11 protein-coding genes are annotated in these 13963 nt (G+C 45.2%); 3 read left to right on the top strand and 8 right to left on the bottom strand.

The window, feature by feature from the left end:
• Positions 1 to 38: 38 nt before the first annotated feature.
• The gene (locus AC4HAN_RS05610; RefSeq protein WP_491091615.1) at positions 39 to 299 is read left to right on the top strand and encodes a metal-sensitive transcriptional regulator; all 261 of its coding nucleotides are present in this window, start codon (positions 39 to 41) and stop codon (positions 297 to 299) included.
• Positions 300 to 567: 268 nt separating this feature from the next.
• On the opposite strand, the gene garR is transcribed toward AC4HAN_RS05610, so the two are convergent.
• The 7 genes from garR to AC4HAN_RS05575 all read right to left on the bottom strand — a co-directional run bounded on the left by garR (position 568) and on the right by AC4HAN_RS05575 (position 9137).
• A complete protein-coding gene (gene garR, locus AC4HAN_RS05605; RefSeq protein ID WP_491091614.1) occupies positions 568 to 1449 on the bottom strand; it encodes a 2-hydroxy-3-oxopropionate reductase in 882 nt (293 codons plus the stop codon).
• A gap of 102 nt (positions 1450 to 1551) precedes the next feature.
• Positions 1552 to 2694, bottom strand: coding sequence for a glycerate kinase (locus tag AC4HAN_RS05600; protein ID WP_491091613.1), 1143 nt, complete (start codon positions 2692 to 2694; stop codon positions 1552 to 1554).
• Between the two features lie 22 nt (positions 2695 to 2716).
• Positions 2717 to 3628, bottom strand: coding sequence for a dihydrodipicolinate synthase family protein (locus AC4HAN_RS05595; protein WP_491091612.1), 912 nt, complete (start codon positions 3626 to 3628; stop codon positions 2717 to 2719).
• A 10-nt stretch (positions 3629 to 3638) separates the two neighbouring features.
• Complete coding sequence (locus AC4HAN_RS05590) at positions 3639 to 4967, bottom strand: enolase C-terminal domain-like protein (protein ID WP_491091611.1); 1329 nt, start codon at positions 4965 to 4967, stop codon at positions 3639 to 3641.
• 35 nt (positions 4968 to 5002) lie between these two features.
• Complete coding sequence (locus tag AC4HAN_RS05585) at positions 5003 to 6130, bottom strand: L-talarate/galactarate dehydratase (protein ID WP_491091610.1); 1128 nt, start codon at positions 6128 to 6130, stop codon at positions 5003 to 5005.
• A 19-nt stretch (positions 6131 to 6149) separates the two neighbouring features.
• On the bottom strand, positions 6150 to 7493 hold the full coding sequence (locus AC4HAN_RS05580) for an enolase C-terminal domain-like protein (RefSeq protein WP_491091609.1): 1344 nt from the start codon (positions 7491 to 7493) through the stop codon (positions 6150 to 6152).
• A 303-nt stretch (positions 7494 to 7796) separates the two neighbouring features.
• Positions 7797 to 9137, bottom strand: coding sequence for a GntP family permease (locus AC4HAN_RS05575; RefSeq protein ID WP_491091608.1), 1341 nt, complete (start codon positions 9135 to 9137; stop codon positions 7797 to 7799).
• A gap of 588 nt (positions 9138 to 9725) precedes the next feature.
• Between AC4HAN_RS05575 and AC4HAN_RS05570 the strand changes: the two genes are divergently transcribed.
• Both AC4HAN_RS05570 and AC4HAN_RS05565 read left to right on the top strand, forming a co-directional pair.
• Positions 9726 to 10844, top strand: a complete 1119-nt coding sequence (locus tag AC4HAN_RS05570) for a CdaR family transcriptional regulator (protein WP_491091607.1) — start codon at positions 9726 to 9728, stop codon at positions 10842 to 10844.
• Positions 10845 to 11048: 204 nt separating this feature from the next.
• The gene (locus tag AC4HAN_RS05565) at positions 11049 to 11888 is read left to right on the top strand and encodes an aldo/keto reductase (RefSeq protein ID WP_491091606.1); all 840 of its coding nucleotides are present in this window, start codon (positions 11049 to 11051) and stop codon (positions 11886 to 11888) included.
• 140 nt (positions 11889 to 12028) lie between these two features.
• Here AC4HAN_RS05565 and AC4HAN_RS05560 read toward each other — a convergent pair whose 3' ends face one another.
• On the bottom strand, positions 12029 to 13924 hold the full coding sequence (locus AC4HAN_RS05560; protein WP_491091605.1) for a M13 family metallopeptidase: 1896 nt from the start codon (positions 13922 to 13924) through the stop codon (positions 12029 to 12031).
• Between the last annotated feature and the right edge of the window lie 39 nt (positions 13925 to 13963).

Genomic DNA, 13963 nt, shown 5'->3' with positions numbered 1-13963 from the left:
CATTTGACAAAAATACCCCCAGTCAGTATAATAAAATCATGAAAAAAGAGCAAAAAGATATTATCAATCGTCTAAAACGAGCCGAAGGACAGTTACGAGGCATCCAAAAAATGATGGCAGAAGACCAAGAATGCATTGATATCATTACGCAGCTCTCTGCCGTCCGTTCCAGCATCAACCGCACGATGGGACTGGTCATTGCCAACAAAATGACTCAGATCATCGAAGAGCCCAGTGACAATCCTGCTTTGCAGGAAAAACGTATTCAAGAGGCTGTCAATCTTATTGTAAAGAAATAGCAAAAAACTCTAAGAACTTTACAGACTTTGGCTTCGCCTCTCTAATCAAGACACAAAAACACTTCTGCCGGCATCTTGTGTACCGGAGAACAGGAGTGTTTTTACTATGGTCAAAAAAGCATGCATCATCCACTGCAGTTGACAATGAGCTAATAAAAAAGACTTGCCTTCTGCAAAAGACAGAAAAACAAGTCTCCTTATGCTTTACTTTTGTCCTATTAACTAAAAGAACAATGCCTTATTTCACCTTTTTAACTCTTGCACACAGTTACTGCAATTTTTGACCATTGACCAATTCATAGTAGCGCGCAATAGCCGAATGATCGTCTGAACCATAGTCATGAGCTTTGAGCACTTGCAGAATTTCCATGGCCTGAGCGGTAAACGGCGTTGACACATTGTAAGAGTGTGATGCGTCCAGAGCATTTTGCAAGTCCTTGATATGCAAATCAATACGGAAGCCCGGAGTAAAGTCACCATCAAAGATCTTTTGTGATTTTTGATCCATAACAGTCGATCCGGCCAGACCGCCGCGAATGGCTTCGTAAACACGCGATGGGTCAACTCCGGCTTTCTTAGCCAACGAATACGCTTCAGATACCGCAGCAATATTGACCGCAACAATCATTTGATTAGCTAGTTTCGTCAAATTACCAGCACCGACTTCACCGACGAGCGTTACACTGCTGGCCATTGCTTGCAGAATATCCTTATATTGTTCAAAGACTTTTTCGTCACCGCCCACCATGACAGCGATAGTCCCGTCGATAGCCTTAGGCTCACCGCCGGATACCGGAGCATCTAGGAAGGAAACTGACAATTCTTTTAATTTATCATGAAATTCTTTGCTGGCTACCGGTGAAATAGAGCTCATGTCAATGACCGTTTGACCGACGCTTAAGCCCTCAGCAATCCCGTTTTCATTAAACAGAGCTGCTTTTACATGCGGTGAATTTGGCAGCATGGTGATCACAATATCACCTTTTTGCGCAGCATCCTTACCGCTCTCTGCGGCATGGCCGCCGGCTGCTACCAAGGCATCAATACTGGCTTGATTAAAGTCAAAGCCATGGACCTCATGACCGGCCTTTACCAAATTGATAGCCATTGGTTTTCCCATAATACCTAATCCGACAAATCCAATTTTCATTTTTACTTACATCCCTTTCTGAATTCTATACTTTACATTTTAACAGACCCTTATTTCAAGATAAATAGTCTGTATACCATAATTGCTAAGCGACAGCCTTTTTTATTTAGTCAGTGTACTAAATAATGTAATGAGGTTGCGGCTGGCTGATGCCACCAGAGTTTCGGTGTCAGCCATCGCTTCTTCCAAGGTCATCGGACGATTAACGATATCAAAAACACCTGCTATTCCTTGATGGTAGACTTCGTTCAACTCTAAAGAACGGCTGCCTACAATCGCTACTGTAGGAACATCGTATTTTTTAGCAATGGCTGCAATCCCGATAGGGGCTTTGCCGTTGATTGACTGGCCGTCCATGCGTCCTTCGCCGGTAATGACCAAGTCAGCTTTTTTAATATCCTCTTCAATGTGAATCATCTGAAGAATCTTATCAATGCCGCGCTGAGACTGGCCGTTTAAGAAAGCCATCAGACCTGCCCCCAGACCTCCTGCGGCTCCTGCGCCGGGAATATCCTTAATATCTTTGTGCAGAGTCTTCTTAATCACCTGTGCAAAATTAGCAAGCCCTTCATCCAAAACCTTTATCAAGTCCTCACTGGCTCCCTTTTGAGGGCCGTAAACAGCCGTTGCCCCATTGCTGCCGCAAAGCGGATTGGTAACATCAGACAAAATAATCAGCTCCACAGAATCAAAATGGCCTTCTGCAGCAGATGCGTCCAAACTGGCTACTTGGTTCAAATTTTCACCATTTGCAGCCAGTTCTTTTCCCTGGGCATCGAAGAACTTTACCCCAAGTGCTGCTGCCATCCCCATACCGCCATCATTGGTTGCTGAGCCACCAATACCGATATAGATCCGCTCAACACCATGCTCTAGGGCGCTCTTGATCATTTGACCGGTACCGTAGGTTGACGCCTTCATGACATCTAAAGCTCCCGGTTCAACTAATGTTATACCGGATGCTGCTGCCATTTCTAAAACAGCTGTTTTCCCACCATCAATAATAGCATAGGAAGCATTGACAGGGGAACCAAGCGGCCCTTGGACACAAACCGTAACCTTCTCACCCTGATTAACATCAAGGATAGCATCAACAGTTCCCTCACCGCCATCAGCGATGGAAAAAATCTTTGTTTCATAATCAGGATACAAGCTATGGATGCCCTCAGAAATATAGGTTCCAACTTCTTTAGAACTGGCACTGCCTTTAAAAGAATCCGATGCAATGACAATTCTTTTCCCCATACTCATACCTCCTGCTAATTCTTTACTCACCAGATGGAAGAAAACCGCCCTTACGCATTTCTTCTTTCATCTTTTCCAATACCGGTCCGGTCGTTGCTTCCGTCGGCAGAACAGACTTGCCCATGTCCATACCCATCAGATTTGCCATATCCTTGGTTGCTGCTGGGAAGCTTGCTGCATCCTGAGACAGACGAATCGGATTTAGTTTAAACTGAGCTTGCAGCGATTTTTCAAAATCTCCGGCAGCATAATAATCATAGATGCTGCTGACCAGCTGCGTGTACATATTGGCTGTAGAGCAGACACTGCCGACAGCGCCGACACAAAGACCCGGAAATACAACGGTATCTTTACCTGTCATCACTCGAAAATTGACATCCTGAGTCTGACGGACAAGTTCACTGCAAAAGGTGATATCCCCGCTTGATTCCTTGATACCGATAATATTTGGCACATCATGAGCCAAACGGACAATGATATCCAGCGGAATCGTATAGCCGGAGCGCCCCGGGTTATTATAGAGCAGCATAGCTGTATCAGGAACACTGTCAGCTATCGCTTTAAAGTGGTGGTACAGAGCCTCTGCTGTCGGCTTAATAAACATAGGATTAAGCACTGAAACCGCAGCTATATCCCGTTTGGCCGCTTCTTTGGCTAAAGCGATACATTTGCGAGTACGAATGGCTCCGATACCGAAATAAATAGGAACACGGCCGGCTGCTTCTTCCAGCATCACATCTAAAGCACGGAACATCTCGTCCGGTTCAAACATATAAAATTCTGAATTGCTGCCAAAGGCTAAAATGCCATGCACCCCGTTTTCAATGACATGATTGACGATTTTCCGCAGTCTGGTATCGTCAATATTTTCGTCATCATCAACAGGGGTGATGATCGGAACAACAATTCCTTTTACGTTTTCTCTTTTAAACACTGAGTTTCTCCTATCTTACTAAACTTGGCTTTTTATTGTCAAATGTCCAGCCCGGAATCAAATACTGCATGGCAGCAGCATCATCACGCGCACCAAGATTCTTATCAATATAGAGCTGGTGTGCTTTTTTGATCGCATTCAAATCAGGCTTGATTCCTAGACCGACAGAATCTTTGGCAATATGGATAACGCCATCCCTGATAATATGAGGATTTTCGGTCAGAGCCTGACCATCCTGCCAGATATAATGCGTGTCACAGGCATTGATTTCGCCCGGTGCTGCAGCTGCAGCATGAGCAACCATAGCCAGAGAAATATCAAAGTGGTTGTTGGAGTGAACGCCCCAAGTCATACCAAAGTCATGGCACATCTGAGCGACACGGACAGACCCCTGCATGGTCCAGAAATGCGGATCGGCAAGCGGAATAGTCACCGAATGCAGGGCAACCGAATGCTGCATCTGCCGCCAGTCTGTCGCAACCATATTAGTAGCTGTCGGAATGCCAGTCGCCTTGACAAACTCAGCCATAACCTCGCGGCCGCTAAAGCCGTCTTCAGCCCCGCAAGGGTCTTCAATATAAGCAGCAATGCCTTTTAAGTCCTTACCGATTTCAATGGCCTCTTTCAAGGACCAAGCACCGTTTGGATCAAGAGTGATACGGGCATTCGGAAATTCTTTTTTCAAAGCCTTAATGGCTTTTGCTTCTTCCTTGCCTTCCAAGACACCGCCTTTAAGCTTAAAGTCCTTGAAACCATAGCGCTTGTAGGCAGCCTTGGCCAGTTCAACAACAGCTTCAGGCGTCATGGCTTCCTTGCGGCGCAGACGGCCCCAATCATCTGAATCGTCATCTCCTTGCAAGTAAGGAAGATCCGTTTTATTAGGATCGGCAACATAGAAGAGATATCCTAGGAAAGGCACATCTTCGCGGACCTGTCCGTTTCCTAAGAGAGCAGCCACCGGCACTTGCAGATGCTGACCCAAAAGATCAAGGAGAGGTGTTTCTACTGCTGTCTGAACGTGGACAGTCGTCCGGAGGTCAAAGGTCTGGAGACCGCGGCCGCCTGAGTCAAGCTGTCCAAATTGCCGGCCGATTTCTTTAACAATGTTTTTATATTCTCCAATGCTGCGGCCAACGACTAATTCTTTAGCTCTTTCTAAAGTATCTGTAATTTTTTGGCCGCCCGGAACCTCACCGACACCCAGATTCCCCGAACTGTCTTCTAAAATGACAACATTACGCGTGAAATAAGGCCCGTGAGCTCCGCTCAGGTTTAATAGCATGGAATCATATCCGGCAACCGGATAAACATCCATTTTAACAACTGTAGGCACTGACATTTTTTATCCTCCCAAATCATTTTTTCATTTATTCTTTATTGAAACAGCTGAGCATCTACTTGTAAATCCGGCAAAACATCCTGATTGAGCGTCAGACCCAGACCCAGACGTGTCGGTACTTTCATCTTGCCGTCGACCAATTCTACCTTTTCCTCAAAGAGACCGATGGTTTCAAACCACTCAAAATGTTCCACCCAGGCATCGCCGCTGTAGCAGGCTGTTAATGGCAAGTGGAGCTCCATGCTGTAGTGCGGCGCCAAGACTAAATGATTTTCTTCTGCCCGCTGGAGCACCTTTTGAAACTGTGTGATTCCGCCGATACGCGGCGCATCAAGCTGGCAGACATCAAAGGCACGTTTTTCAAAGAAAGGAACCCCTTCTTCATAGCTGGTCAGCATTTCTCCTGTTGCAATCGGTGTGCCCAGAGCTTGTGACAGGCGCAGATGTCCTTCAACATCGTGGCAGGTCACAGGTTCTTCAAACCAAACCAGATTGTAGTCATCAAAATACTTGCCGGCCTTAAGGGCTGTTGAAACATCCCACTGCTGATTGGCATCAATCATAATGGGAACATCGTCCCCCAGAGCCTTTCTCAAAGCGGCGACACGTTTGACATCATCTTTGTAGTCGGGCTGACCGACCTTGATTTTTACACCGCCGACTCCCTGCTCGAGTACAGTCTGCGCATGGGCAATAACCTCTTCAATCGTGTCCTGCAGGAAACCGCCGGTTGTATTGTAACAAGGAACGTATTCCTTATGCTGACCCAGAAGTTTACTCAAAGGCAAGCCGGCACGTTTCGCCTTAATATCCCAAAGAGCGATATCAAAAGGCGTGATTCCCTGCACAGCAACACCCGTATTACCAATAGAAATACTGGACCACAATAATTTATTCCATAAGCGGCTGATATCGTTAGGATCCTGCCCCAGCAGCAAAGGTGCATATTCTTTTGACAGAGCGTACTGAGCTGGGCCGCCGTTACGCTTACAGTAGGTATACCCCATTCCCGTGTAGCCGCCTTCTGTCTCAATAATAGCTGCTGTGATCATCACTTCTTTGAGCGGTGTTTGCTTGCCTTGGATAACCTTGGCATCACTGACAGGCTTTTTGAGCGGAACACAAATTAATTTTACTTCAACTTTTGTAATCTTATCTATCATATAACTAAGCCCCCCATATTTAGCGGTGGCAAAAGACCGGCCGGTTAGGATCGAACTGCCAGCTTTCTTCCAGATACTGCATGGCAATGGTATCGTCGCGGTCTTTAAAATCCATTTGATGGTAGAGTTCGTTTTGGTTTCTTAGCTTGTCCAAATCAATATCAACACCTAAACCAGGTTTATCCGGAAGCTTGATCTTCCCATCAGTAAAGCTGAGTGGTTCTTTGAGCAAGGACTCGCCATCCTGCCAAATCCAGTGGGTATCAACCGGAGCAATGTTACCCGGCGCCGCTGCTGCAACCTGAACAAAGGTCGCAAGTGTAATGTCAAAATGATTATTGGAATGCGATCCCCAAGTCAGTCCCCACTCATTTAAGAGATAGGCCATGCGAACACTGCCATTTAGCGTCCAAAAATGCGGATCAGCTAAAACAATATTGACACTGCGCAGAGCCGCAGCATGGTGAAATTGACGCCAGTTGGTCGCAATCATATTGGTAGCCACAGGAATTCCTGTGGCATCGCGGTATTCCGCCATGATTTCACGGCTGGAGAAGCCCTGTTCCGGACCGCAAGGGTCCTCAATGTAAGTCAGCACATTTTTACGGTCTTGTGTCAGAGCAACCGCTTCTTCCAGCGTCCAGGCTCCGTTAGGATCAATGTTGATGCGAGCATCCGGAAAAGCCGCTTTCAAAGCGTCAACCGCCTTCATTTCTTCTGCACCGGCTAAAACACCGCCCTTTAATTTAAAATTATTAAAACCATATTTGTCTTTGAGCACGCGCGCTTGTTTGACAATCGCCTCAGGCGTCATCATTTCGGTTCGGCGCAGCGATTCCCAGCTGTCGCTGCCATCGCTTTTTTCATAAGGCAGATCAATTTGAGCAGAATCTGCCGAGTAAAAGAGATAGCCCAAAAATTCAACCTCGTCACGCTGAATACCGCCTTCACCCAAAAGAGCAGCAACAGGCAGCTCTAAGAACTTCCCAAGCAGATCCAGCATGGCACATTCAATAGCTGCTTCAGACTGAACCACAAATTTTAAATTGGAAATATTTAATTGCTGCAGGCCTTCACCAGTATCCTGTGCCGCTCTTTCACGGCTCCTGCGAATATTGGTCAGAACCTTGCGGTATTCACTGACACACTCACCGATGACAAAAGGTCTATAACTTTCAAGCTGTTTGGTGATGTGCTCTCCGCCGTGAATTTCTCCGATACCAAGATTGCCGCTGTCATCTTTTAAAACAACAACATTTCTCGTAAAATAGGGAGCATGACAGCCGCTCAGCGTTAGAAGCGGGCTGTCATGACCAGCTACCGGATAAACAGTCATCTCAATGACTTTTGGTGCTTTACCCATATGTTTCTCCTTTATTTAAGATACTAAGGGCGTTAAGAAATCCGTATAAAAATAGGAAACGGACGCTGTGTCGTCAAGACACAAGGACGTTTATCTTTTTTACTAGGATTTTAGCCCGTGTTCAATTACCAAGATACAAAGAGCGTCAGCGACACAAAGCAAAATAGGAGGTTCGACGAAGCGTCACAGGACGCTAGGAGAAACTATCTTTTTGCACAGTGTCGCAGCCGTGTTCAGTTACATAAGATACGGCAGAGGATTGTTATCGTTTTCTCGACGCTCCTTCAAATGCAATAATTGGCCTTAAACAACACCCATAGATGCAATAATGGCAATAAACACAGAGTTAAGCAGCGGGAAAGCAGCTCCCAGCCAGAATTCGTGGTAGTAGCCTTCTTTGTGTGTCAAATGCGTGTAGTTCAAACGGTTGATAACCGAACCGTTGTGCGGCAGGGAATCCAAACCGTAACAAGAGATATTAACCATACGGTGCAGGACATCTGCACTGATACCTTGTTTTAAGAAACGCGGAGCAAAGACATTGAGTGAGATCGCTTCACCGCCCGAAGCTGAACCGGTAATACCGGCAACCAAGTTAGTCGCAACGGCAAGCTGAATCAGCGGCGGACCAGGGATCTTATCCAAGTTGTCAACCAAGTATTCAAAGCCCGGCGCTGCTGCAACAATGCCGCCGAAACCTACAACAGCCGCAACATTCATAATAGATTTCATGGTTGAATTAACACCATCAGCCATGGTATTTTTGAAATTAGCAAATTTATTATAGTAGAACACAAAGCAAACCAAGCAGCCCATGGTCAAAGAAAGATAAGGAGCTACGTTAAAGACATTCATGGCAACAATCAAAGTGATAGACGGCAAAAGCGCTTTGACAAAGTCCCAGTTAGTCGTTTCTTTATCCATAGCTTTCAGTGCCAACACCTGTGAAGCTGCTTCCATCTTGTGACCGGTCTTTTCAAAACCTTCACCGCGTTTTTCATTGCGTTTGAGCATCCACCAGATATACCAGGCACCAAAAATGATAGATACTCCGGCAGCAATAATACCAAGCATTGGCGCTGCAGTCGGTTTTGTTCCCAGTGTTTCCATCGGAATCAAGTTTTGAATAGCCGGAGAACCCGGTAAAATAGCTGTCCACATCGAACCGCCGTAAACCGCAACAGCAATGATGAAATGCCAAGGAATATCCAATTCCTTAAAAATACGAAAACAGATTGGCGCAATGGTAAAGATAACAACGAAACCGCTTACACCGCCGAACGAAAGAATAGCCGTAATCAGCGAAAGTCCCATCAAAACCCAAAATTTGGCATTTTTATTGCCCATTTTCAGGGACCATTCGGCAATCTTATTGGCAATGTCCTGAGCAGCACCGCAATCCCCCAGCATAGAACCTAGAACGGTTGCCGGCAGGAAAATCAGAAAATTATCCTTAGCAAAGTCAGAAAAAGCCGGCGCATATTGTTCTGTCAGACTTTTTGTCAGCGGCAGGCCAGACAAGAGAATAACGATGATAGAGGCAGCGGGACCTAAAATAAGAATCGGAAACTGCTTATAAGATCCCCAAATCAAGAACCCCAGGGCAAGCAGGATGCCCAGTAAACTAATTAATCCACTGTCCATAATGAACTCCTTTTATAAAAATATAGTAGCATGAGAAAACACCAACTTGAGATGCTGAGCAGTTTGAAAATCAGCTGCCGTCAGCTCAATGTTGTTATTAACTCCCATCAATGAGTGCTTGCTAAGAACGAGAAGTCCCGAAAAGCAGACTGACGCTGGCTCCAATCCCGCTTTCGGATCTATCAGAAATTCTTTTTTCTGCCCGTCTTAGTATCGGCTGTTTCATAATAGCATATTCGTATTCTTATGTTCAACGTTTCACAAGCTATAGTTTGAGCCACTTTTAGCCGTCCTTTTATGGTATGTGTAACATATCACTGTATTTTACGGCATTTGTCCCTGCCATAAGATTAAAAGCGTCTGCCGATTCTTGCCTAGACCAATAATCTAAATACCAGAGAAAACTTTCTTATTGCTGAAGCCATCAGTTTCCTGCCTTCTTTAAAATCGGTCTAGTAAAAAACATCTTCTCCGCCCTAAAACAGGCAATTCGGTATTTTAATTTAAAACAAATATTTTTTATTACAAAAACCAAAGGAAAAAATAGTATAATGACTTTAGTGCTTACAGTTTAAGGGGGAAAGCTTTATGATTGAAGCAAGCGTCGTTCAGGACATTCTGACGCGAATGAAAGAAATTATTAATCAGGAATTAAATTTCTTTTCTACAGACGGCATTATCATTGCCAGCACTGATCCCAGCCGAATCGGACAGGTCAATCACGAAGGCGCTCAATTTGTTCTTGAAAATAATCAGCCTATCGTTATCGAATTTGATAATCAGTACGAGGGAGCCAAGCAAGGGATTAATCTGCCGGTTGACATTGACAAGCAGATTGTCGGTGTCATCGGGATTACCGGCAAAAAAGAGGAGGTTTCTCAATACGGCCAAATCATTAAGGAAATGACAAAAATCCTCATTCTTAACAATGCTGCTAAAGAATTGGTTTACAACAGACGTAATTCCCATAAAAACATTCTGGATTATATCCAGAGCGATGACAGTCCCAATGATAATTTTTCAGTTGAAATGCTTTACGGTATCAATCTCTCCTCAAAGGAATACACGGCTATTGTCGGTTTGCCCGAGGATAATCTGACGGAGCAGTATTTTGACGATATATCCAATGTCTACCTTGATTTGGAGCTCTTGTTAGGAGACGGCAAGACCATCTTTGAGGTTCGCGGCAATATGATTTTAGCACTCCTGCAGGACAAGCGCCCGCAGGCCGTTTCTAAGATTATCCGGCAAATCACCCAAATTATTGAGAAAAAATACAATACAACTCTCTTATTTGGCGTCGGCACCCCGGGACGGGGCAAAGAGGAGCTCAAGCAAAGCATCAATCAGGCAAAGACTGCGCTGAGCTGGAACAAGACCTTCCGCCAAAAAAGAGAACTGCTCTTTACAGACATGGAATACGGTCTGATTCTGCACAATGTCGCCGATATCAACAAAAACTATTTTCTGGATAAAATATTCGACCGCCTTTCCCAAAAAGAAATTGATGAGATGATCCCGCTTTTAGATACCTACGAAGCCTGCAACGGCAGCATCAAAAAATGCGCCGAAGCTCTGTTCATCCACAAAAACACGGTCCAATACAAACTCAATAAAATCACTGAAAAAACCGGACATGATCCAAGAAACCTTTCTGACTTTTTTGTTCTGAAGCTCGCCTCTATCCTTTATAAAATTCAAAAATAATTTTTAGTCTCTATACCATGCCCTTTGCAGAAAGAATGTGCTAGACTTGAGACATACCTATTAAATCGGCCCTAAAGTTTCCCAACATTTAAGCAATCATGCAGAAACTGACGGATAAAACAGCATTTCCCACAGGAAAAATCCTTATGTCTATTGAAGAGAGTGGGACTTTTGTCCCAGACACACTGATTGGAGGAATTCATCATGCCAAACAAATTATTATTGCAGCCAACCTTGGGAGTTGGTACTTGGTTTTTAGGAGAAAACCCTGCTGCTGAAAAAGAAGAGCTGGCAGCTCTGCAGTATGCTCTGGATAAGGGCATAACCATTATTGATACCGCAGAAATGTACGGCCATGGTCTGGCTGAGAAGCTGGTGGGCAAGGCTATCAAACCTTTTGATCGCGAGAAACTCTACCTCATTTCCAAAGTGCTGCCGACAAACGCCAACAAAAAACGAATGGAAGCAAGCCTTGATGCCTCTCTAAAAGCTCTGCAAACAGACTACTTAGACCTCTACCTCTACCACTGGCGCGGCGGTACACCGCTGGCCGAAACGGTTGAAGAATTAGAACGGCTGAAGGCTAAGGGGAAAATTCAAGCCTGGGGAGTGTCTAATTTTGATTTAGAAGACATGGAAGAACTGCTGGCCCTACCGGGCGGAGAAAATTGTCAGGCCAATGAAGTGCTCTATCATTTAGGCTCCCGCGGTATTGAATATTGCCTGAAACCTTTTCAGGATCAGCATAATATTCCCACGATTGCCTACTGCCCTTTAGCTCAGGCCGGAAGCCTGCAAAGAAAACTTCTTGATAACAAGGATCTGGCTGAACTGGCTGACGAACTAGGTATTAACATCTATCAGCTGCTGCTGGTCTTTACACTGGCTCAGCCCAATATGATTTCCATTCCAAGAACAGGACAGTTAAAACACATGAAAGAACTTGTCGCCTGCCGAGACATTCGCCTCAGCACCGAGCAGCTGGAGCGCCTTAATCAGCTGTTTCCGGCACCTAAACACCGAGTTCCTTTGGATATCGAATAAACGACTGATTGGCTTTAACTGCAAAAATGAGACCGGATGCATCCGGTCTCATTTAATAGGTGGGCTATTGCAGAGCTGTTAGGGCTCTGCTTTTTTACATACTCTCGCACAGAAAAAGCAAACAGATTTATCAGAATAAATCACCAAATAATCACGCGCTCAGATTGATCACGCCACATGCCGTCGCCTTCTTTGACATCAAAGGCTGCAAAGAAGTCATCAAAATTAGCCACCTGAACATTGGTTCTTAATTTACCCGGAGCATGGACATCAACTGTTGCCAGCATCTGCATGTATTCCGGACGGGCTTTCATCCGCCAGATGGTCGCAAAATTAACAAAGTAATCACGGGCTGAGAAGTCAGCCTCTTTTTTAGCCGCTTCCAAAGCACAGGCTAAACCGCCCAAGTCAGCAACATTTTCCGATACCGTCAGCTGCCCGTTTACCTTAGCACCATAGGAGTCAAGCCCGTCAAATTGTTCAACCACTTTGTCAGTACGCTCTTTAAAGGCCTTATAATCCTCATCTGTCCACCAGTTATTAAGGCTGCCGTTTTCATCAAAGGAAGCCCCATTCGTATCAAAGGCATGGGAAATTTCATGAGCAATGACCGCGCCAATACCGCCGTAATTGGCAGATGAAGATTGTTCCAAGGAATAAAACGGTGCCTGTAAAATTGCCGCCGGAAAAACGATTTGATTTTGCTGCGGATCATAATAGGCATTGACCATGTGAGCAGGCATGTGCCATTCTTTGCGGTCCACAGGTTTGTTCCACTTGCTCCAGCTGTAAGCGATGGAAATCTTAGCCAAATTTTGGGCATTTTCCACCAGACTCAGCTTGTCATCAATGATTTTCTGCGCATAAGTTTTAGGCAGCTCCTCTGGATAGCCGATATGCGGTGTGATGACATTGAGTTTGGTAATGGCCTTGTCACGTGTTTCAGGCGCAAGCCAGTCAGTTTTGCGCAGGCGTTCTTTATAAACGTCAATCATGGTCGCCACTTTTGCTTCCACATCAGCCTTAGCTTCCGGAGAGAATTTCTCACCGGCATACCAAAGACCCAAGGCTTGATTGTAAGGTCCCTGTGCCAGATAAAAGGCTGCTTTTTTCTTGTCCATAGGCTGAGGCGTTCCCGACAGAGCCCGGCTGTAGCTGCCAGAGAGTATGCGAATATCATCTGTCAGATAAGCATTCCAAGCTCCGGCTGCGCTGAGAACCAGATTTGCTTTCAGCAGCTCCCAGTTGCTTTCAGAATAAAATTCTTTAGCAAAATTCGTCCAGAACCGCTCTTCAGGAACAATCACCTTATCCGGAACCTGCCCCAAAATAGCTGTAAAGATTGCATCTAAAGGCAATTCCGGAGCTAATTTTGTAAAGTCAGCCCAGTCATAGGGGTGGTAAAGCTTGACATATTCAGAAGACTCTTCGCTTGACAGCACATACTGAGCCAATTTGGCATCCAGCTCAATAACCTTATCTAAAAGGTCCTTAACGTCGTCCTGAGCAAAACCAAATTTTGGCAGCAGTTCTTCCTGCATCGCCCGCCACTTAGCCAGCAGCTCTTTCCCGTTTTCATTATCCTTAGCATAATAAGTCGTATCCGGTAAAATCAAACTAGGCGCTTCTGCCCAAAGAACATTTACCTGTGCATTCATAAAATCCGGCGCCACACCAAACGGCAGCAGATTAGGTTTGCCGGCCATCTCATAATCAGCGATTTTAGAGGCAAATTCGGCAAAAGACGACAGATTTTGGTATTCTTCAATGAGCGGCAAAGCCGGCGCCACACCTACTGTTTCACGCTTATCATAATCCGCCACCTGACGGTGAAACTTAACAAAGTTTTGCAAAATACTGTCTTCAGGCACATTTTCTCCTGCCAGCCACTGATCCGTAGCCGCAAGCATCAAATCCTCAATCTCATCCGACAAATCCGAAAAGCCGCCGGTGCGCGGTTTATCATCCGGAATAACAGCGGTTTTTTCCCACTCACCATTGACAGCATCATAAAAATCATCTTGTAATCGTACCATAAACACTCTCCATTTCTATACGACTTCTATTGTAACAAA

The sequence above is a fragment of the Streptococcus sp. ELY_86 genome (assembly GCF_058314495.1).
The sequence above is the reverse complement of the archived record's forward strand: the minus strand, read 5'-3'. Positions and strand labels throughout refer to the sequence as shown.